The organism is Acetobacter sp. P1H12_c, assembly GCF_018811975.1.
Taxonomy (GTDB): Bacteria; Pseudomonadota; Alphaproteobacteria; order Acetobacterales; family Acetobacteraceae; genus Acetobacter; species Acetobacter persici.
The window spans coordinates 135,628-155,252 of sequence record NZ_JACRVR010000002.1; the positions used below are offsets into that span (position 1 = coordinate 135,628).

Annotated in this window: 20 protein-coding genes and 1 tRNA gene; 5 read left to right on the top strand and 16 right to left on the bottom strand. The window is 58.9% G+C overall.

The genetic code is table 11. The annotated features are described in order from the left end of the window. Positions 1-4 precede the first annotated feature (4 nt). Positions 5-1,543, bottom strand: coding sequence for an amino acid permease (locus tag KP699_RS03285; protein WP_215761624.1), 1,539 nt, complete (start codon positions 1,541-1,543; stop codon positions 5-7). 98 nt (positions 1,544-1,641) lie between these two features. Continuing rightward, positions 1,642-2,490, bottom strand: coding sequence for an undecaprenyl-diphosphate phosphatase (locus KP699_RS03290; RefSeq protein WP_215761625.1), 849 nt, complete (start codon positions 2,488-2,490; stop codon positions 1,642-1,644). A gap of 130 nt (positions 2,491-2,620) precedes the next feature. Here KP699_RS03290 and KP699_RS03295 point away from each other — a divergent pair, with 130 nt between their 5' ends. Next, the gene (locus KP699_RS03295) at positions 2,621-3,079 is read left to right on the top strand and encodes an MlaD family protein (RefSeq protein WP_077929993.1); all 459 of its coding nucleotides are present in this window, start codon (positions 2,621-2,623) and stop codon (positions 3,077-3,079) included. Between the two features lie 86 nt (positions 3,080-3,165). Next, positions 3,166-3,240 (top strand) — tRNA-Met (locus KP699_RS03300). A 264-nt stretch (positions 3,241-3,504) separates the two neighbouring features. Here KP699_RS03300 and KP699_RS03305 read toward each other — a convergent pair. Further along, on the bottom strand, positions 3,505-3,942 hold the full coding sequence (locus tag KP699_RS03305) for a DUF4167 domain-containing protein (RefSeq protein WP_025825197.1): 438 nt from the start codon (positions 3,940-3,942) through the stop codon (positions 3,505-3,507). A 252-nt stretch (positions 3,943-4,194) separates the two neighbouring features. Then, entirely contained in the window at positions 4,195-5,082 is an 888-nt protein-coding gene (gene prmC / locus KP699_RS03310; protein WP_215761626.1) for a peptide chain release factor N(5)-glutamine methyltransferase, read from the bottom strand. 32 nt (positions 5,083-5,114) lie between these two features. Between prmC and KP699_RS03315 the strand changes: the two genes are divergently transcribed. Beyond that, the gene (locus tag KP699_RS03315) at positions 5,115-5,591 is read left to right on the top strand and encodes a hypothetical protein (RefSeq protein ID WP_272930517.1); all 477 of its coding nucleotides are present in this window, start codon (positions 5,115-5,117) and stop codon (positions 5,589-5,591) included. Positions 5,592-5,603: 12 nt separating this feature from the next. Here KP699_RS03315 and prfA read toward each other — a convergent pair whose 3' ends face one another. The 6 genes from prfA to KP699_RS03345 form a co-directional block, all read right to left on the bottom strand. Next, the gene (gene prfA / locus KP699_RS03320) at positions 5,604-6,662 is read right to left on the bottom strand and encodes a peptide chain release factor 1 (RefSeq protein WP_077929996.1); all 1,059 of its coding nucleotides are present in this window, start codon (positions 6,660-6,662) and stop codon (positions 5,604-5,606) included. Continuing rightward, positions 6,659-7,930 (bottom strand): histidine--tRNA ligase, encoded by a 1,272-nt coding sequence (gene hisS / locus KP699_RS03325; RefSeq protein ID WP_215761627.1) that lies wholly within the window; start codon positions 7,928-7,930, stop codon positions 6,659-6,661. The genes prfA and hisS overlap by 4 nt, the downstream gene beginning before the upstream one ends. A gap of 139 nt (positions 7,931-8,069) precedes the next feature. Then, the gene (gene ispG / locus KP699_RS03330) at positions 8,070-9,221 is read right to left on the bottom strand and encodes a flavodoxin-dependent (E)-4-hydroxy-3-methylbut-2-enyl-diphosphate synthase (protein WP_215761628.1); all 1,152 of its coding nucleotides are present in this window, start codon (positions 9,219-9,221) and stop codon (positions 8,070-8,072) included. 130 nt (positions 9,222-9,351) lie between these two features. Continuing rightward, positions 9,352-10,812, bottom strand: coding sequence for a helix-turn-helix domain-containing protein (locus KP699_RS03335; RefSeq protein WP_252346756.1), 1,461 nt, complete (start codon positions 10,810-10,812; stop codon positions 9,352-9,354). Continuing rightward, positions 10,775-11,860, bottom strand: a complete 1,086-nt coding sequence (locus KP699_RS03340) for a nitronate monooxygenase family protein (protein WP_215761629.1) — start codon at positions 11,858-11,860, stop codon at positions 10,775-10,777. The genes KP699_RS03335 and KP699_RS03340 overlap by 38 nt, the downstream gene beginning before the upstream one ends. Continuing rightward, positions 11,853-13,106 (bottom strand): aspartate kinase, encoded by a 1,254-nt coding sequence (locus tag KP699_RS03345; RefSeq protein WP_025828563.1) that lies wholly within the window; start codon positions 13,104-13,106, stop codon positions 11,853-11,855. Before KP699_RS03345 ends, KP699_RS03340 begins: the two co-directional genes overlap by 8 nt. 119 nt (positions 13,107-13,225) lie before the next feature. Between KP699_RS03345 and ubiG the strand changes: the two genes are divergently transcribed. Next, on the top strand, positions 13,226-13,966 hold the full coding sequence (gene ubiG, locus KP699_RS03350) for a bifunctional 2-polyprenyl-6-hydroxyphenol methylase/3-demethylubiquinol 3-O-methyltransferase UbiG (protein ID WP_215761630.1): 741 nt from the start codon (positions 13,226-13,228) through the stop codon (positions 13,964-13,966). Here ubiG and KP699_RS03355 read toward each other — a convergent pair. The 5 genes from KP699_RS03355 to KP699_RS03375 all read right to left on the bottom strand — a co-directional run bounded on the left by KP699_RS03355 (position 13,953) and on the right by KP699_RS03375 (position 17,406). Next, complete coding sequence (locus tag KP699_RS03355; RefSeq protein ID WP_215761631.1) at positions 13,953-15,236, bottom strand: lactonase family protein; 1,284 nt, start codon at positions 15,234-15,236, stop codon at positions 13,953-13,955. The genes ubiG and KP699_RS03355 overlap by 14 nt on opposite strands. A gap of 38 nt (positions 15,237-15,274) precedes the next feature. Further along, on the bottom strand, positions 15,275-15,745 hold the full coding sequence (locus KP699_RS03360; protein WP_243444448.1) for a DUF2147 domain-containing protein: 471 nt from the start codon (positions 15,743-15,745) through the stop codon (positions 15,275-15,277). Between the two features lie 97 nt (positions 15,746-15,842). After that, a complete protein-coding gene (locus KP699_RS03365; RefSeq protein ID WP_215761632.1) occupies positions 15,843-16,295 on the bottom strand; it encodes a DUF1178 family protein in 453 nt (150 codons plus the stop codon). 16 nt (positions 16,296-16,311) lie between these two features. Beyond that, on the bottom strand, positions 16,312-16,575 hold the full coding sequence (gene grxC / locus KP699_RS03370; RefSeq protein ID WP_077931608.1) for a glutaredoxin 3: 264 nt from the start codon (positions 16,573-16,575) through the stop codon (positions 16,312-16,314). 45 nt (positions 16,576-16,620) lie between these two features. After that, positions 16,621-17,406, bottom strand: a complete 786-nt coding sequence (locus KP699_RS03375; protein WP_215761652.1) for a ComF family protein — start codon at positions 17,404-17,406, stop codon at positions 16,621-16,623. Between the two features lie 78 nt (positions 17,407-17,484). On the opposite strand from KP699_RS03375, the gene KP699_RS03380 reads away from it, so the two are divergent. Beyond that, positions 17,485-18,366, top strand: a complete 882-nt coding sequence (locus KP699_RS03380) for a methyltransferase domain-containing protein (RefSeq protein ID WP_215761633.1) — start codon at positions 17,485-17,487, stop codon at positions 18,364-18,366. A 9-nt stretch (positions 18,367-18,375) separates the two neighbouring features. Here the strand turns inward: KP699_RS03380 and moaA are convergent, their stop codons facing one another. Further along, positions 18,376-19,392, bottom strand: a complete 1,017-nt coding sequence (moaA, locus tag KP699_RS03385) for a GTP 3',8-cyclase MoaA (protein ID WP_215761634.1) — start codon at positions 19,390-19,392, stop codon at positions 18,376-18,378. Between the last annotated feature and the right edge of the window lie 233 nt (positions 19,393-19,625).

Below are 19,625 nucleotides of genomic sequence, written 5' to 3' on the forward strand. Positions count from 1 at the left end.
TTCTTTAGGCTGAGCGGGCCGCCTGTTCCTGCCCGAGGCGGGAATGTTTACGGCCATAAAACCGGTAGCTAGCCCAGCCACAGGCGCAATAGATGGCCAGCAGAGTAGCCGGCACCGGGTCCCCGGAAAACAGAGCAAAAATCATATCTACAAACAGCGGCGCCGCCATAATCAGGCAGAACAGAATCCCCAGAAGCGGGACATAGCCAATCCAGAGTCCCTTCACGCTAAAACCGCCACCCGGCACGCTAAAGGTGCGCGGAAAGTCCGGAGCCGTATTGCGAATCCAGATCACCGTAAAGCAGACAATCCCAAACGCCGTGGCTGTTCCCAGACTCACCAGATCCCCGATGATATCAATAGGCAGGGTTGCTGTAGCAATGGCCACCACAACACCCAGCAGAATGGTCCCGACCCATGGCGTGCAGAAACGTGGATGCAGAGTGCAGAACAACGGCATCAGAAGGCCATCTTCCGCCATAGCGAAAAAAATGCGGCTTTGCGCATAGAGCAGTCCAAACAGGACTGAGCAAAGGCCAATGACGGCCCCGATTTTAACAAAAAACACCAGCCATGACTGATGCATGGCATTGACCGCCACGGCCAGAGGATCGGCCACATCCAGCAGCTTCCAAGGCACGACGCCTATCAGCACAGCAGCCACAATCATGTAAACGGCGGTGCAGATCAGCAGGGACAGGATAATCCCGGCCGGAATATCACGCCGGGGATTACGCGCTTCGGACGACGCCGTGGAAACAGCCTCGAACCCGACATAAGCAAAGAAAATTATGGACGCCGCCCGGAAAATACCCGGAATACCGTAGCGGAACCCTCCCTCATGCGGCGGGATAAAGGGCGTCCAGTAAGACGGATGGATCTGCCACAACCCAACACCCACAAAAACTGCCAGAACCCCCACTTTCAGGAAGACGATGGCCGTATTGATCCGCAGGGATTCCTTCACGCCGAGAATCAGAAGGCCCGTCACCACCAGAATGGAAAAGGCCCCCACCAGATCCAGCCTGCCGCCGCCTGAAATATGACGTCCGGCACTATCAAAAATGACCTGAAGGGTCGTGGTGGTTAGCGCGTGTGGAATCTGAATTCCAAAATCCTGCAGGAGACTGACCGCGTAACCAGAAAAGCCCGCAGCCACACCGGCGCAGGAAATGCCGTATTCCAGCAGCAGCAACCAGCCGACGCCCCAGGCGCAGGCCTCACCCATAGACACATACGCATATGTATAGGCTGAGCCTGAGACCGGCATAGCGGATGCCAGTTCCCCATAGGATAACGCGGTAAACAGGCAGGCCAGCCCGGCCACAATAAAGGAAAGCAGGATAGACGGCCCGGCATAGTTGGCGGCCGCCGTTCCTGTCATGACGTAAATGCCAGCCCCGATGGTTGAACCAACCCCCAGCATGGTGAGTTGCAGAGGCCCCAGCGTTCTCTTCAGCCGTTGAGCACCATTTTCCTGCTCAATTCTCTCAAGTGATTTGCGACGAGACCGCCCCGTATCCGGGCAGGATGAAAACCCCATGAGAGCCTGTGTAACCTCCAACCAAAAACCGGGCCTGATGATCCAGCCCGGTTTGCCAGCATTTTATGCCCTGTGCCTGTGCAGCGTAGGCTTTTTATTTACGAAGAGAAATGAAAAATTACAGTCGCAGCAGCCCCTGCCGCCATACAATAATACGCGAACGGAGACAGAGCCCATCTGTCATGATCCCGGAAATACCGCATCAGGAACGCTGTGCTGGCCAGTGCCGTAAGCCCTGACACCACAGCCGCAATCAGCGCCAGATGCATCTGCGCCGGATCAAAGGGTTCTGAGCGAAGCTTAAAAGCTTCACGTACTGTCGCGGCGATAATAACCGGCTCGGCCATCAGGAAAGAAAAGCGGGCGGCGGTATCATGCCGGAGGCCACGCAGCAGCCCGGCGCAGATTGTCGCCCCGGACCGGGAAAAGCCCGGCAAGAACGCAATGCACTGGAACAGGCCTATAACCACCGCGTCCTTATACGTCATATCCGCCACAGTGCGGACATCACCCTGCCCGGAAACACCCCGCAGCCTTTCAGCCAGCAGAAGCATAAAACCATTTAGAAACAGGAAAATAGCGGCAGCCGAGGCGGACCCAAACAAGCTGCGCAGCATATGTTCAAACAGCAGACCAATCACAACGGCCGGAATAGTCGCAACCACCAGAAGGCTCAGGATGTGCAGGCTCTGCATTTGCAGACTTCTGCCCTCACCACCCAGCGCGCCTTTGGCGAGCGCCATCCAGTCTTTCCAGAAAAAAATCAGCAGCGCGACGGACGTGCCAAGATGCAGCATGACCAGAAACGGCAGAAACGCCGGGGCATGCTGGTCAAAAGACCAGTGCAGCAGCGCAGGCAGAATGACGGCATGCCCCAGACTACTGACTGGGAAAAGCTCCGTAGCACCCTGCAGGAACGCTATGATCATCGCCTGAAAGAAAGACATCCGCTACAAACCCTGATCTGGCCGCATCAAAGAAAGAAGGTTGTCCTTGCACCATGTGCTTACGTGCTGCAAGCATTGATGAAATTAAGGTGTGGCGCGCCAGAGCAGGGCTGACGGAGAAAAGAGAGACATGATTGGACGTGGTCGCGCAGGCGCGAGCATTTTTAGCGGCGCAGTACTGGCAGGCACTCTGGCGTTTGCCCTCTATGCCCGTGCCACCCAGACGGCGCCGGGGCAGGACCGGTATGATCTGTCTGCCCGCTTTGTGTCCGCCAATGGACTTAAACGCGGTGCGGACGTGGATATTGGCGGGGTCACGGTAGGCCGGGTTTCCTCCATCGCGCTCGACCCGGCGTCGCAGATGGCCATTGTGCGCTTTCGGCTGAATTCTGACCTGAAACTGCCAGAAGATACGACACTGACCATCGGCAGCAGCACCCTCTCCTCAGATAACGCTCTGCGGGTGGAGCCGGGGAAATCACGCACCATGGTCGCACCCGGCACCATGATGACGCACACCATAGAACCCTCCAGCCTGGAGCAGCAGGTCAGCAATTATATTTTCGGCGGCGGCAATCTGGATCAGTAAGGGGCCGCATAATTTTTGTAATAAATTCAGACTTCACGTCTTGACGGCCTCCCCTTCCGGATAGTAGATCACCTCCACCGAACGATGGCGGCGTAGCTCAGCGGTAGAGCAGGGGAATCATAATCCCTTGGTCGGCGGTTCAAATCCGTCCGCCGCTACCATCTTTCCTTAAAAATCAGATCATTAGCCTGATCAGTTCTTTGCTGAGAAAAAAGGTTATGAGAGATTTTAAAGGGTTCGGTTTTTCTCTTTTTTGAATAATCCTCTAAACGGGAATACGCAGAAATCGTCTGCAAGACGACTCATGCACGCCCGCGTGTCCAGCAGTTTCCATGCCACATTGAACGTAGCATGGATCAGTCGCGCCCTGCCCTTCAGCCCGCCCTTAAAGCCGGAACTGAAGCACAGAAGTCATAATTTTTCGATTATTCGGAAAGTTCTGGCTGAGGCTCGTTATCGTGCTGCGCAGACTGAGCATCTTCTGCCTCGCGATGCCCTTCATCGGCCTCTTCAGCAGCATTCATCTGCGCCCGGCTGGACTGACGCGCGGACTGACGTTCTGCACGTTCCTGCTGGCTCTGCTGCGCGGCCTGCGCCATGGCGTTCATGATACGGAAATAATGCTCGGCATGCTGAAAATAGGCTTCAGCGGCAACGCGGTCACCCGCACCCGTCGCATCACGGCCATGCTGGAGATATTTTTCAAAAAGCTGCTGCGCTGTCCCGCGCACACGGACGTCCGGCCCATGGCTATCAAAAACATGGTTCCGGTTCATCGGGATCTGACCATTCAGATGCCGGGAAGTTCCACCACTTCCACCGCTAGGGCGATGATTTCTGGTTCGCATCCGTTTTACATTCATGAGCTATCGCAGCACTTTCCTGTTCATGGCGTTCTGCATGAAGAAACAGTCCAAGACTATTGTGTTAAGACGCGTTTCCTGACTGAAGGCCGAATTGTCTTTCGGAACGGGCTTAGTCCAGCGCAGAGAAAACCGCTGCTGAGTGAAAAGCCCCATGGCTTGTCCGGGTAGCGGCTAAAATAAGGCCATCGCTACCAAAAGGATAAGCTACAGACACATTATCAATCAGCGGCCATAAAGCCAACCTGTTTTTTATGCTGTCTTTTCACGACAGACCCGCAAAACTGCGGCTCTCGGCACATCCCCAAAATCAGACCGGATTTCCAGCACCTCAAGGCCCGCCGCAGCGGCCACTACCCGCAGGTCTTCCCCCTGCCCGATCCCAATTTCAAAAATAGCCAGCCCGTCCGGCGTCAGCAGCCGGGGCATATGCGCGCACAGATCCCGGTAAGCCTCCATACCGTCTGCACCACCATCCAGCGCGGCAAGCGGTTCATGCAGGCGTACCTCAGGCATCAGTTCAGCCAGATCAGCAGTAGGTATATAGGGCGGGTTACTCAAAACCACATCAAAACGCTGACCTTGCAGGGCATTATCCCACACTCCGGCCATAAAGAGCGCTCTGTCCGCCAGACCACAGCGGCGGGCATTGCCCTGCGCCAGCACGGCGGCTTCCGGATTGATATCTACCCCGATCCCCCATGCCTCCGGATATTCCGCCAGAGCAGCCAGCAACAGGCAGCCCGTGCCCGTGCCGAGGTCAAGCATGGCTTTGCTGCTCTGGGTGTCCGGGCAATAATCCAGCAGGCAGGACAGCAGCGTCTCACTATCCCCCCGCGGCACCAGCGTCGCGCGGGTGACCGCCAGATCCAGCGTCCAGAACCCTTTACTGCCGGTTATAAACGCCATCGGCTCCCGCGCCGCCCGCCGTGCCAGATAGGTCAGAAACGGCTGGTCCGGCACCAGATCTCGCGGGGAGCGAGAGAGCATCTGTTCGGCGGTAAGGCCCAGAGCGTACATCAGCAGCAGCCGGGCTTCACGCCGCGGCCCTTCAATGCCAGCGTCGCGCAACTGGCGGGTGCCCAGAGCCAGAAGCTGCTCCAGCGGCTGGCAGGTCTGGTGGTTTTCTGCTCTAGTCACGGGAGTATTGTCCTGTCAGCGGCTTGGGTGTCATGACGCGTTTTTTCAGCATTCCCCTCATCTCCCGTACGGCCTTAGCGGTTTGCGCATCTTTTGTCACAGCCCCGCTTGTCGTGACACCAGCTCTGGCTGGCGACTTTACCGTAACGGACGGGAAAGCCAGTGCTGAAATCTCGGAAGTCTCGCGCATTTATATTGACGGCACCCTTGCTGCCACCATCCGGCTGAATGACAAGACCCCGGAAAAAACCATCCACGTGACGACCCCGGCAGGCCGGCTTGAGCACACCTATACCTTATGCGGAGAAATTACGATCCGCACCCCGGAAGGCCGGGTGGAAACGCATGAGGTGAACAGTGATGGCACCCTGCATAACCCCGACCACCATCATTTCTATGCGCTGGGGTCAGACAACTTCACCGAGTTTTTTCTGCAGGACCCGGATGATCCGGACGCCGCCGAACATCACCCCGGCCAGTCCAGCGTCTGCGCAACGCCGGTCAGCTAAACAGCAGACGGCTTACAGACCTTCCGCCGCCAGCAGGGCTGCCTGCTCTTCCTGCGTCAGCGCGTCCACAAAGTCATCAATCTCGCCCAGCATGATGCGGTCAATCTTGTAGAGGGTGAGAGTCACACGGTGGTCCGTCACCCGCCCCTGCGGGAAGTTATAGGTACGGATACGCTCCGACCTGTCCCCCGTCCCGACCTGAGAACGTCTGTCTGCGGCCCGGGACTCATGGGCCTGCGCCCGCTGCTGCTCATACAGCCGCGCCCGCAGGATCTTCATGGCCTTGGCCTTGTTCTTATGCTGGCTCTTCTCTTCCTGCATGGCCACCACAATGCCGCTCGGCATGTGGGTGATACGCACAGCACTTTCCGTTTTGTTCACATGCTGCCCACCCGCGCCGGAGGCACGATAGACGTCTATGCGCAAATCGGTTTCATCAATCGTGACATCCACCTCTTCTGCTTCGGGCAGCACAGCCACCGTCACGGTAGAGGTATGGATGCGACCCTGACTTTCCGTGGCAGGCACACGCTGGACCCGATGCACACCGGATTCATATTTCAGGCGCGCAAACACGCCCTTGCCGGTAATTTCGGCAATGCCACACCGCAGGCCGCCCAACTCACTTTCATCATAATCCATGACGGAAAAGCGCCAGCCCCGCAGATCCGCGTACCGGCGATACAGGTCAAACAGTTCGGAAGCGAATAACGCCGCCTCATCCCCGCCCGCAGCGGGCCGCACTTCCAGAATGGCGCTGCGCTCATCCGCTGCATCCCGCGGCAGCATCGCCAGCCGCACATCCTGCCGCAGTTGTGGCAGGGCATCATGCAGCTCGGCCAGTTCGGCTTCTGCCAGTTCCTTCATTTCCGGGTCAGCCAGCAGAGCTTCCGCCTGACGTGCGCCCTGCTCGGCCGCACGCAGGGCGTTAATACGGGAGACAACGGGTTCTATCTCCCCGTATTCCCGCGAGGCCTGCGTAAACGCCTCTCCACTCACACCACTTGCCAGCAGGGCCTCAAGCTCCAGCGCCCGGCCAACAATTCTGTCCAGCCGTTCGTCCAGAGTCATTGCGCGGCAGACTCACCTGCTTTTGCAAACACGCTGGCCGCAGCGGAAAACAGCGTCTCACGAGACACTTCTGCTTCTTCACCCGTTTCCATGTTTTTCACACGGAAGCTGCCTCGCGCCAGCTCATCATCCCCCAGAAACAGCACATGGCTGGCGTTCTGCTTACCCGCCCGCTCCATCCGCTTCCGCAGGGAGCCGCGGTAGCCAATTTCCACCCGCACACCCTGCTGGCGCAGCGTTTGCAGAATGGCGAGGACGGCGTTTTCATCTGGCGTCCCCACCGGCACAATCACAACAGAACGCGGGGCTGCGGGGGCAGCCTCCAGTAACATCGCAAGCCGCTCAATCCCCGCGGCCCAGCCAATAGAGGGCACTTCCGGCCCACCCATCTGCTGCACAAGCCCATCATACCGCCCGCCAGCCAGCACTGTGCCCTGTGAGCCAAGGCGGCGCGTGACGAACTCGAACGTCGTATGGTTGTAATAGTCCAGCCCGCGGACAATGCTCGGGTTGATTTTATACGCAATCCCGAACCCATCCAGTGTGCGCAGCAGACCATCCCAGAACGTGCGGGCCTCCGGGGTCAGGAACTCTTCCATCATCGGCGCATCGGCCACCAGAGAGCAATCCCCGGCGTCCTTACTGTCGAGGATACGCAGCGGATTTTTTTCTAGACGGTTCAGGCTGTCTTCGGACAACTTGTCTTTATGCCCGGAAAAATAGGCGACCAGCGCCGCGCGCCAGGCATCCCGGCTGGCTGTATCACCCAGCGTATTGAGTTCCAGCGTCACATCATCCGCAACGCCAAGCGCCGTCAGCAACTGGTGCGCCAGAGCAATGGCTTCCGCGTCGGCCAGAGGTTCCGCTGCCCCCAGAAGCTCGGCGCCAATCTGGTGGAACTGGCGATAACGGCCCTTTTGCGGGCGCTCATACCGGAACATCGGTCCGGCATAAAAAACCTTCTGCGGCAGGGACTGGGTCAGGCCATTGGTTACCAGCGCGCGGCAGATTGCCGCCGTTCCTTCAGGCCGCAGGGTCAGACTTTCCCCGTCACGGTCATTGAAGGAATACATTTCCTTGGACACCACGTCGGACGTATCGCCCAGAGAGCGGGAGAAGACGCGGGTTTCCTCAAAAATCGGGGTCGCCCATTCGTCAAACCCGTAAAGGCCAGCAATATGGCGGGCTACAGACACCACATGGGCGTGCCGGCGCTGCTGCTCCCCAATAAGGTCGTGCGTTCCTCTGACGGGCTGAATGTTGCTCACAAATGGCTCCCGGCCTGACATCCGCACGAACTCAAGGGCCGCCGGACACCATGTCCTGATCTGTCATAAAAAAAGAAAAACCTGAAGGATGCGTGAGCGGGCGTTGGCCTCTCACGCATCCTTCAGAGAGAAGTGTGTATTATTTGGCGGAAGACAGTTCCGGCACAACGCCTTCAGCTTTTTCTTTAGCTTCTTCTGCCTGAATAGCCGCCACGCGGGCTTCCACCAGTTCCACAACATGCTCAATCATGTCCGCACCCGGCACGGTATGATCCTGCTTCCCGGCGGAGTAGACCATATGGCGGCCAGAGCCGCCGCCGGTCACACCCAGATCCGTCATCAGAGCCTCACCCGGACCATTCACCACACAGCCGATGATGGAGAGGGTCAGCGGTGTTTTGATATGCGCCAGACGATCTTCCAGCGTCTGCACCGTTTCCACCACGTTAAAGCCCTGACGCGCACAGGAAGGGCAGGAAATGATCTTCACGCCACGGTGGCGCAGGCCGAGGGATTTCAGGATATCCCAGCCGACCAGAACTTCTTCTTCCGGCGCTGCGGAAAGAGAGACGCGCATGGTGTCACCCACACCGGCCCACAGCAGATTGCCCAGACCGATGGAAGACTTCACGGTGCCAGCCCGCTTGCTGCCTGCTTCTGTAATGCCGATATGCAGCGGGTAGTCACACGCATCCGCAAGCTGCTGATACGCAGCAACTGCCATGAAGACGTCAGAGGCCTTCACGCTGATCTTGAATTCACGGAAGTCATGATCTTCCAGAATTTTAGCGTGTTCCAGAGCGCTTTCTACCAGCGCTTCAGGGTTAGGCTCACCATATTTTTCCAGCAGGTGCTTTTCCAGAGACCCGGCATTCACACCAATGCGGATGGCGCAGCCATAATCTTTGGCGGCCTGCACAACTTCACGCACGCGGTCGGGGCTGCCGATGTTGCCGGGGTTGATGCGCAGGCAGGCCGCACCTGCTTTGGCGGCCTCAATCGCGCGCTTATAGTGGAAGTGAATATCCGCCACGATGGGCACGTTCACTTCCCGCACAATTTCTTCCAGCGCCTTCGTGCTCTCTTCATCCGGACAGGACACACGCACAATATCAACGCCCGCCAGTTCCGCACGGCGGATCTGTTCGATCGTCGCCTGTGCATCACTGGTCAGGGTGTTTGTCATGGTCTGGACGGAAATCGGCGCATCCCCACCGACGGCAACCTTGCCGACATGGATTTTCCGTGATTTCCGACGCTCGATATACTGGTAAGGCCGGTAGCCACTCATGTTAGATCCTTTTGTCGAGACGACAGTTGTCAGGCAAACCGCGTTCCGCCGCGCGCCTGCCCATTACGTTTGATGCCTTCCTGCCAAAATCAATGCGCGTTGGCTACATGAAAGCACGAAAAACAGTCCTTCAGTGACCGGTTATCCCCTGAAGCTGGCGGGCATTCAGATCATCCGCGCTGGAGTCATGCTGCTCCACGGGCTGACGACGGGGGCGCGGTCTGGGCGGTGCAGGCGGCTGCCCTGCTGCGCCCTGCGGCGGCGCCACAGGCTGACCATTCGGCCCGACAGAGAACGCCTGCCCCGCAACACTGGCGCCTGCACCAACAACACCAGCACCAGCACCAGCACCAGCGGGTAGCTTATTTTCTGGCATTGCTGGACCCGAACTTCCGCCTGCTCCCGCAGGAGTGGCAGCCGGAGCAGGAGTAACACCACCCGCAGGCGCGCTCTGCGTAGTTCCAGCCAGAGAACCATCTTTGACGGCCTCAGGCGTCAGAATCAGCTTTCTGCGCACAGCACCATTTTTACCCAGAGGCTGCGTGGTGACAGCACCTGCGCTGAGCACGATCCCACCGGCATTCCCGACGGTCAGACTATATGGCCCACCGTCCACAGGCACAGCCCACTGGTCCCCAACCTGCATGATATGGTCATACGCGACCTTACCGCTGGCATCCCTCACCTGCACCCAACTAGGCGCAATGGCTTTCAGGGTTATCTGATTATCAGGCACAGCCGGTACTGGCTGGGGTGGTTCTGCCCCCGGCGGCGCGGTAGTTGCCTGCGGATTAGCAGCCAGCGCGGCATCTCCTGCCGGGCTTGCAGCCGCTCCGTCAGCCCCCACGTTCCCGTCCTGCTCCGCAGGAAAAGCAGGCTTGGTGAAATCAGGATTTTGCGCGGTCTGCTGCGGTGCGGCGGCAGACCCTGCGGGCGGCGTCTGAGCAGAACTGGCGGAGGAACCTGCCAGCGCTCCCGCGGATGCTGCCGGGGCGTCCGGCCTGCGGGAAGGCACGGCTCCGGGGCCAGGCAGAATGGACGCCACTTGCGGAGAAGGGGTGTTGGAGGTCTGAGCGCCCGGAATAATGGCCGCCACTGGCGGCACATGCTCAGGGGCTGGCGGGGCATGCCCGATAAAATGATACCACCCGACATAACTGGCAAGGATAACGGCGAGCCCCAGAGACACGCTGACACCCGGAGGAATACGCCGGTCGGGCTGCGGCGCGGGGAACGTCAGGTCAGGCTTCTGGCCGCCGCTTTTCCCCTCCCGCTTATAGCGCTGCACCAGAATTGAGGCATCAAACCCCAGTGCGGTGCCATAGGTGCGCAAAAACCCCAGCGCATAGGCTTCTGCCGGGAAAACACCGGCGCGCCCGCTTTCCAGTGCTTCCAGATAGGATTCCCGGATACGCAGCCAGGCTGCAACATCCGCCAAAGACCAGCCAAGCTGTTCCCGCCGCGCACGCAACGCCGCCCCCACCCCGAGGCTTTCAACATCAGGCAAAGGAGGCGAGAAAGCAGGAGGTTCCTGCTCTGGAACAGAACCGGATTCAGCCATTACAATCCATGCGCCGCTGCTGGCGGACAAGCGCCGTAACAGCCTGCTCAACAAGGTCAGAGATAATTTCAGCCACCGGCTGAACGGCCTTTACCATACCCACGGACTGCCCGGCCATGACAGATCCGTTTTCCACATCTCCATCAATCACAGCCCGGCGCAAAGCGCCAGCCCAGAAATGTTCGATATCAAGCTGGGCATCCTCACGCGTCAGTTCACCGCTCTGAAAGCGTTTAATGACTTCAGCCTGATGTGCAATAAAGCGGCGGCTACCCTCGTTCACCAGCCCACGCACGGGAATAACTGGAAAACGCTCATCAAGCTGCACCGACGTAATGGCATCCCGCGCATTGGACCGCACGAAGGCCGTCTTGAACTTCTCATGAGCGATGCTCTCGGCGGCGGCCGCAAACCGCGTTCCGAGCTGGCCGCCAGAAGCGCCCTGCTCCAGATAGGACAGGAGCGCATCTCCACGCCCCAGACCACCCGCGACAAACACAGGCACCTGATCAATATGCGGCAGGATTTCCTGCGCGAGCACCGTCAGGGACACAGGGCCGACGTGGCCACCAGCCTCAGCCCCCTCAATGACCAGCGCATCAACACCCATCTTGATCAGGCGTTTTGCCAGCACCAGAGCCGGAGCAAAGGCAACCACCTTCGCGCCGCCATCCTTGGCAGCCTTGATCGCAGCCCCCGGCGGAATTCCACCGGCGAGAACAATATGGCCGACACCGGCCTGAAGGCAGACCTCAACCAGCTCATTAAGCTGCGGATGCATGGTGATCAGGTTTACGCCAAACGGACGATCCGTCAGCGCACGGGTTGCCGCGATTTCTTCCGCCAGCCGTTCGGGTTGCATGGCCCCGCAGGCAATGACGCCAAACCCGCCCGCATTGGAAATGGCCGAAACAAGATGCCGCTCACTCACCCAGGACATCGCGCCGCCAAGAATGGCGTATTCCGTCCCAAGGAACGCGGTGCCACGCTGGCAAAGACCGTCAAACCGTTTTCTGGCGCGAATTCTTTCCGCCTCGGTCGGCGGAGCGGTCAGGTCAGGGGCGGACACGTCAGACATTATCCAGCCCGTATGCTGTGTGCAGGGCGCGCACGGCCAGTTCTGCATATTCTGCAGACAGCAGGACGGACACTTTGATCTCGCTGGTGGAAATCACCTGAATATTGATGGAGCGCTCAGACAGCGTGCGGAACATGGTTGCCGCCACCCCGGCGTGAGACCGCATACCGGTCCCAACCACACTGATTTTTACAACATCGGCGTCTGTGGCCAGTTCTTCATACTGCACGGCTTCCCGCACGGATTCCAGCGTGCTGATCGCGCGCGGCAGGTCGGTCTTGCTGGTGGTAAACGTCATGTTCGTCGTGCCGTCAGCACCCGTGCTCTGCACAATCATGTCCACGTTCACGTTGGCTTCGCTCAGCGGGCCAAAAATTGCCGCGGCGATGCCCGGACGATCAGGAATACGCCTGACCGACAGCTTTGCTTCATCACGGGAATACGCAATGCCGGTTACCAGTTTCTTTTCCACGATTTCGTCCTCATCCACCACAAGAGAGCCGGGCAATTCACCTTCAACCAGCGCCGGACCATCCACAAAGCTTGAAAGCACCTGAACGCGCACCTGCTCACGCATGGCTAGGCCCACGCTGCGCGTCTGCAACACCTTGGCCCCTACGGAAGCCAGTTCCAGCATTTCCTCGTAGGTGATTTTTTCAAGCTTGCGGGCTTTGGCCACAATGCGCGGGTCTGTCGTGTAAATCCCGTCCACATCGGTATAAATATCACATCGGTCGGCCTTGATCGCCGCAGCAAGCGCCACAGCAGACGTGTCAGACCCGCCGCGCCCCAGTGTCGTCACGCGGCCATCCGGCCCCACGCCCTGAAAGCCTGCCACAACCGGCACCATACCTTCTGCCATGCACCCCAGCAGCCGTTCACCGTCAATCGTGTCCAGACTGGCCTTGCCATGCACCGAATCGGTCCGGATCGGCACCTGCCAGCCCGCAAAGGAGCGTGAGGGCACGCCCAGCTTCTGCAATGCAATGGCCAGCAGCCCGCTTGTCACCTGCTCACCCGTCGCGACAATGGAATCATATTCCCGTGCGTCATGCAGGTCAGACAGGTTATCGCAATAGCCAACAAGCTTGTTGGTTTCTCCGGCCATGGCGGAGACAACCACCAGCACATCACAGCCAGCGTCCTTCTGTTTTTTAACACGCTCGGCCACAGCCTTAATGCGCTCAAGATCCCCCACGGATGTTCCACCGAACTTCATGACGATCCGAGGGACGGAACCGGGCATAATTTTTTCTCCACCAGACGGGCTGCAAATGGTTGCACAGCTTCACAAGGCGCGTCACATACCCTTCCCGGCCCCCTCTCGTCCAGCGGGGGAGATCAGCAGGAAAGGAATTTTGTTCCATGCATCCCTCCAGCCGAGACGCTGCTTCTTCCGTTTCTCCTGAGGAAATTGCCCGCTTCAGCGCGCTGGCCAGCCAGTGGTGGGACCCAACAGGCCCCATGCGCCCGCTGCACGCCATGAACGCCCTGCGCATCAGCTGGGCCTGCCGCCACTTCCCCATGCGGGGCCGCACCACACGTCATGTACGCGTGCTGGATATTGGCTGTGGCGCAGGCCTTGCCAGTGAGGCTCTGGCAAAAGCCGGGCATGATGTGCTGGGGCTGGATGCCTCGGCCGATGGCATTGCCGCAGCCCGCGCGCATCTGGAGGCGCACCCGCTGCCAGCAGGTTCCGGCACTCTGGATTACCGGGTTGGCAGCGCGGAAGAACTGGTCGCGGAGCAGGCCAGATTTGATGCCGTTGTGGCCTTAGAAATTATCGAGCATGTCACTGATCCTGAAGCATTTATGAAAATGCTTTCTGATCTGGTGGAGCCGGGCGGCATTGTGATTGTTTCCACCATGAACCGCACCTTGCGGTCTCTGGCGGTTGGTAAAATCGGGGCGGAATATGTGCTGCGCCTGCTGCCCATTGGCACGCATGAATGGCGCAAGTTTCTTACCCCGGCGGAACTCGGGCGCTTTGGCCGTGAGTCCCGCCTAAGCATTCAGGATATTGCGGGCATGACCCCCTCTCTCTCCGGATGGAAAGAGAGCCGGGACCTGGGCGTGAACTACATTGCCGCCTTCAGGAAGGACTGACGTCTGACGCTGTCGGGTCTGCCTGAAGGGTCATAAATTCAAAACAGGTGGGGCTTCCAACCGGCGTGAAGTCCCACGTAAAGCTGATCTTCCCGGTTGTCTTATCCACACGGAAGGATGTGATGGAATCACTCCTCTGGTTTGCAACATACAGATAGCTGCCAGACGGATCGAACATCAGAGACCGGCCATAATCGGCATGTGTCCAGATTTCATCAACCAGCGTCAGGCTGCCATCTTTGGCAACCTGAAAGACCGCCAGCGAATCCCCCAGACGGTTCGACACATACAAAAAGCGTTCATCCGGGGAGAGCAGAATACCCGCCGCCAGCGTGCTGCCACGGAAATGCGCCGTTACGGAACTGACAGTCTGCTGAGGCGAGATTTTGCCGGTTTGTGGGTCAAAGTCCGCCACAACCACCTTGGAATCCTGCTCACACAGCAGGTAAAGCTTCTTACCACCAGACCCGAAAACATAATGGCGGGGAGCAGAGCCGGGCGTCATGGTGGTGAACGGCACCGCCGCGGGTGAGAGCTTGCCGGTCTGTAGATTGATGGTCCAGACGTATACCCTGTCCAGCCCGGCATCCATCACCAGCACAAAGCGGCCGCTCGGGTCGGTTTTGATCATATGCGGATGCGCGGAGGAATGATCGCTCACCGCGAAATTCCCCGGCGGGTTATCCGCGGCGCGATCCGGCATCCGGGGGCCGGAATTATGGATCAGGTCCGTCATACGGCCCAGAGAGCCATCCGCAAGCACATGAATAATGCCAATCGTGCCGCCGGTATAATTGGCGACCATGACAAACCGGCCCGAAGGATGAACACTCAGATGCGCAGGGTCTGCCCCGCCGGACGCCACCGTATTCAGTTTTTTCAGGCCGCCTGTCGCCTGATCCACCAGAAACGCCGTCACTGAGCCACTATGGGCCGTATCAAAATCATTGATTTCACTGACGGCGTACAGAAAGCGTTTGTCCGGAGAAAGCGTAATATAAGACGGGCTGGCAATATCCGTAAAAGTTGTCAGGCTGGTCAGCGTTCCCGTTTTCTGATTCATCTCGAAAACGCTGATGCCTTCTCCATTTCCACCCGGCGGCCCGTGTTTGGTATAGCCGCCGATATAGCAGATGGTGCGCTGGGCAGGCTTGCCATCCTGAACAGGGGCTTTAGCCGTATCATCCGCGGCCTTTACAGGGAGTGCGACAGTCAAAGCTCCCGCAAAACTGCCCAGACCAAAAACACGTCGGGAAAAGGAGTGTGTCATTCAGGTATCGCCTTGTTCTTTTTATTGGTCTTTTTATTTCAGGGCATCTTGCAGACTGGCCCTAATGTCCCTTCATACCGCGTCCATGTCTGTGTTTCACCAAAAAGCGGCAGCCCAATATAGCCCCTCAACTTGAGAACATCTTTCTGAGGAGACCAGATCTGCGCCTGATAGACATTTCCGCTGTCTGGGTCGAGGATCTTGCCATTCCAGCGTTTTTTATCGTCTGAGGACTGACGGAATCCTGTCAGCATCTGGAGGCCACATTCCGACTGACCTTTATGGTCCTTCGGTACATCGTCCCCCTTATAGCTCAGCCCGACAAGCTGGCCGCACACGGTATCACCACACATGCCGATCCTGAAAACACCATCATGCCCCTGACTGAGCCAGTAGCCCATAAAGGCACTTTCCGGTGCTTCAGCATGCGCCCGATCCGGCATCACACCTGCGGCACAGAGCAGAAACGCGCTGAGAAACGCCGTCATCCATGCGTTTTTGAGGGTCACGCTGCTCTTCTCCCTTTTCAGACACAGCCAGCATCACGGCATTCCGGGCGAGAACCCAGCAGGTGGTCATGCCACGTTACAGCCAGCCCTTCAACACTCACCCATCGGCCCGGCGCACCCATGGAATGTTCAGAACCTGCACACCCTCTTCCGCCAGGACGGCGCGATCTTCTTCTGAGGCATGCCCGTAAATCCCGCGTTCCGGGGCTTCCTTATGGTGCATCCGCAACGCTTCTTCCGCAAAGCGGTCGCCGACATTTTCACACCCGGCTTCAACCGCCTGCCGGATTTTTTGCAGGGCCGCAATCATCTTATCCGGCACCAGGGCACTGGCCGACTGACTGGCGGATGCGTCTGCAACGCTGCCTGCCGGAACAGTGCCGCGCTTTTTAGCGATGGCGGGCGCCATCAGCGCCTGCTGCACGTCCGTGTGTCCACAATCCGGGCAGGACAGAAAGCCACCAGCCTGTAACTGCGCAAAAGCCGCACTGTCACGGTACCAGCCTTCAAACTCATGCCCGACGGCGCAGCGCAAACGATAGCAGATCATCCCGTGCCCTTTTCCGTTACCCCGCCAGCCCTAACGCGGCATCCAGTTGCCCCTGCCGCTCCAGACGCATCAGATCATCACACCCGCCCAGAGGCCGGCCATCCACGAACGTCTGCGGCACTGTGGAACTCCCGCCTGAACGCTCACTGGCCTGCTCCCGTTCCGGCGTGCCACGGGGCGCATTGATCTCCTTAAACGCGACATTCTTGCTTTCAAGAAGCCGGACGGCGCGAATGCAGTAGGGGCAACCGGGCTGCGTATAAATTTCTATGACTGGCATCTTAGCTTTTTCCTCATGTCTCTGCGTGCATTTCTGCACCCGTCTTTAAATAGGTGTTTCCATGACGGGAAAATCAAGATCAACCTCTTTTTGCGCAGGCACACGCCCCGCCACCAGCAGGCTGACAGACGCCGCCCCGGCCTCCAGCAAAACCTGCGTGCAGACACTCGCCGTAGCGCCCGTCGTCAACACATCATCCACCAGCACGACGGACCGGCCGGCTAGCCCGGCGGCACGCGCGGGATGCAGCGTAATGGCGTTACGCATCTCGGCCTTGCGCTCCTGCGGTGAAAAACTGGCCAGACGTGTTGTGGCCTTGCTGCGGACCAGCGCATCCGGCACACAGCGCACCCCGCTTCTGCGCGCCACGGCCAGAGCCAGAACCGCAGCCTGATTATACCGCCGCCCCATGAGCCGCCAGCGATGCACGGGCACAGGTACCAGCACGGCGTCCGGCGTTAAAATATCCTGCCCGGCCTGTCTCATCCGCTGCGCCAGAAAGCGGGCATTTTCCAGCCTGTCCGCATATTTCAATTGCAGGATCAGATCCCGGCTTGCCTGATCATACAAAAAAGCCGCACGGGCGTGCGCCCACACAGGATGCTGACGCTCGCAGGCCGGACATAAGCCGTCCGCACCCAGATAGGCTGCTGCCGTCTGCGGGGTCGCACAGGCATCACAGCACGGGGCGACAACCGGATGCAGCCGCCCGAAACACTCTGTACAGACCAGTCCGGCCTGCACCACATCCGCAGCACACAACAGGCAGGATGGCGGGAACAGCACGTCCAGCGCGGCCCCTCCTATATGCCGGACATGTTTCCATCCCATCACAAAGCCTCGTGCTGCACGCCTTTACAGAGCGCGTCCCCTTGGCAAACACGGCTGAAACGCGCAGATTCCGGTGCCATGGATACCCCCATCATTTTTGACCGTAAGGCTGTCAAAGCGCACAGAACCCGCTCCGCCAGCCTGCAACACTCCGTCATGCCTGTTCTGGACGCCGCCGCCGATATTCTGATCGACAGGCTAGATGATGTCACCCGCCATTTTACGGCGGCTCTTGATGTGGGGGGCCGGGGTATCGTGGCGCCACGGCTGATAGCCCGTGGCATCCCGACTATATCCTGTGATCTCTCTCACGCCATGGCCGCCAATGCACCCGGCCCGGCCGTCTGCGTGGATGAGGAAGCCCTGCCCTTTGCCCCGCACAGCTTCGATCTGGTCACCGCCAGCCTCTCTTTGCACTGGATTAATGACCTCCCCGGCACATTCCGCCAGATTTGCCGCATTTTAAAACCGGATGGGCTGTTTCTCGCCAGTGTGCCGATCCTGCCGACTCTCCGCCCGCTCAGACAGGCGCTGGAGGATGCCGAACTGGCATTATGCGACGGCGTCTCTCCTCGCGTATCCCCCCTCCCCACCCAGCAAAGCTGCGCCCATCTCCTCCAGCGCGCAGGCTTTGCGTTGCCGGTTGTGGATACGGAAAAACTGGATTTGCGGTACCGTTCGCTCACAGCACTCTTGCAGGATTTGCGCGCGGCAGGAGAAACAAATGCCCTCGCTCTGCGCAGCCGCACCACAGCGCCGCGCTTTCTTTTTCCGGCAGCTTCGGCGGAATTAGCGCCTGATGCGCGCGACTCACTCGCCATGCCGCTCCATATGGCCATTCTGACGGCATGGGCGCCCGCACCCACGCAACCCCAGCCCCTCAAGCCGGGTGCCTTTACCCACACGCTGGATACGGTTCTTGCTTCACCCCAGCCGCGGTCACCCGGCAGCACGGATTAAGGCAGGCTTTTAACCGCCCGTAACACTCATATGGCGCACAGGCCCGGATACTTCACCGGGATGAGCCCCAAGCATGAAATCATGCCGCAGCGGCTTCCGGTCAATCGCTGACTGTATTCCCGCCAGCAGGGCCGCATCATCGCCGCCAGACCGCAGAATTGCCCGTAAATCAACACCGTCTTCATGCCCAAGGCAGGTATACAACTGCCCTGTGCAGGACAGCCGAACACGATTGCAGGTCGAGCAGAAATTATGACTCATGGGCGTAATAAACCCAATACGCTGCCCTGTTTCCGCGACCCGCATATACCGCGCGGGTCCGGCTGAACGGTCCATCAGCGGTTCCAGAGTCCAGCGTTGGGCTAGGTCCGCGCGAACATCAGACAAAGGCAGATAGCGGGCTGTCCGGTCTTCCCCCGTATCTCCCATTGGCATGGTTTCAATCAGGCACAGATCAGCGCCAATTTTTCCGCACCATGCCAGCATGGCGTCAAACTCGTCATCATTCACGCCTGCCATGGCCACGGCGTTGACGCGCACGGCCAGACCGGCCTCACGCGCGGCCCGGATACCATTCAGCGTAGCCGTCAGCTTTCCCCGACGGGTGATGTGCGCAAAACGCTCTTCATCCAGCGTATCCAGACTGACATTGACGCGCCTGACGCCTGCCCGGAACAAGGTTTCCGCATACAGGGCCAGCCTGCTGCCGTTGGTTGTCAGGGTCAGTTCATCCAGAGTGCCTGCCTGTTCCGGGTGATGCAGCCACTGCCCCAGCGTTTCAAAAAACGGACCGATATCCCGGCGCACCAGAGGCTCCCCTCCGGTAATACGCAGCTTTCTGACGCCCTGTTTTACAAAAACCTGACAGAGGCGGAGTAATTCTTCAAAATCAAGAACATCGACACGCGGCAGAAAAGTCATGCGTTCGGACATGCAGTACGTGCACCGCATATCACACCGGTCTGTAACCGAAACACGAAGGTAGGAGATGCGGCGCCCCATAGGGTCCACTAAACCGGACAACATAGGTCCTCTATATAGTCAGAAAGAAACATTTTGTCGAAACCCAAATGGCGACGCCGCCCGGAAACTTCAAGCCGAGAGCCTCCCCCCCTGCAGTTTCCCGAAAAAGCCGCATGCCATGCAGTTCGGGGATAGCCTCCGCCAACGGCCTCAGCCCATCGTGCGCAAACTCTGAGAACAGCACGGGCACAGAAGCCAAAAAATACGAAGCCGGCACCCCGCCTCCGCGCTTTTAC

What these genes read in the sequence shown, in the direction of transcription:
- KP699_RS03285 (WP_215761624.1), bottom strand. Translation starts at nt 1,543, where the DNA reads ATGGGGTTTTCATCCTGCCCGGATACGGGGCGGTCTCGTCGCAAATCA.
- KP699_RS03290 (WP_215761625.1), bottom strand. Translation starts at nt 2,490, where the DNA reads ATGTCTTTCTTTCAGGCGATGATCATAGCGTTCCTGCAGGGTGCTACG.
- KP699_RS03295 (WP_077929993.1), top strand. Translation starts at nt 2,621, where the DNA reads ATGATTGGACGTGGTCGCGCAGGCGCGAGCATTTTTAGCGGCGCAGTA.
- KP699_RS03305 (WP_025825197.1), bottom strand. Translation starts at nt 3,942, where the DNA reads ATGAATGTAAAACGGATGCGAACCAGAAATCATCGCCCTAGCGGTGGA.
- KP699_RS03315 (WP_272930517.1), top strand. Translation starts at nt 5,115, where the DNA reads ATGACGCGTTTTTTCAGCATTCCCCTCATCTCCCGTACGGCCTTAGCG.
- prfA (WP_077929996.1), bottom strand. Translation starts at nt 6,662, where the DNA reads ATGACTCTGGACGAACGGCTGGACAGAATTGTTGGCCGGGCGCTGGAG.
- ispG (WP_215761628.1), bottom strand. Translation starts at nt 9,221, where the DNA reads ATGAGTGGCTACCGGCCTTACCAGTATATCGAGCGTCGGAAATCACGG.
- KP699_RS03340 (WP_215761629.1), bottom strand. Translation starts at nt 11,860, where the DNA reads ATGTCTGACGTGTCCGCCCCTGACCTGACCGCTCCGCCGACCGAGGCG.
- KP699_RS03345 (WP_025828563.1), bottom strand. Translation starts at nt 13,106, where the DNA reads ATGCCCGGTTCCGTCCCTCGGATCGTCATGAAGTTCGGTGGAACATCC.
- ubiG (WP_215761630.1), top strand. Translation starts at nt 13,226, where the DNA reads ATGCATCCCTCCAGCCGAGACGCTGCTTCTTCCGTTTCTCCTGAGGAA.
- KP699_RS03355 (WP_215761631.1), bottom strand. Translation starts at nt 15,236, where the DNA reads ATGACACACTCCTTTTCCCGACGTGTTTTTGGTCTGGGCAGTTTTGCG.
- KP699_RS03365 (WP_215761632.1), bottom strand. Translation starts at nt 16,295, where the DNA reads ATGATCTGCTATCGTTTGCGCTGCGCCGTCGGGCATGAGTTTGAAGGC.
- grxC (WP_077931608.1), bottom strand. Translation starts at nt 16,575, where the DNA reads ATGCCAGTCATAGAAATTTATACGCAGCCCGGTTGCCCCTACTGCATT.
- KP699_RS03375 (WP_215761652.1), bottom strand. Translation starts at nt 17,406, where the DNA reads ATGGGATGGAAACATGTCCGGCATATAGGAGGGGCCGCGCTGGACGTG.
- KP699_RS03380 (WP_215761633.1), top strand. Translation starts at nt 17,485, where the DNA reads ATGGATACCCCCATCATTTTTGACCGTAAGGCTGTCAAAGCGCACAGA.
- moaA (WP_215761634.1), bottom strand. Translation starts at nt 19,392, where the DNA reads ATGTTGTCCGGTTTAGTGGACCCTATGGGGCGCCGCATCTCCTACCTT.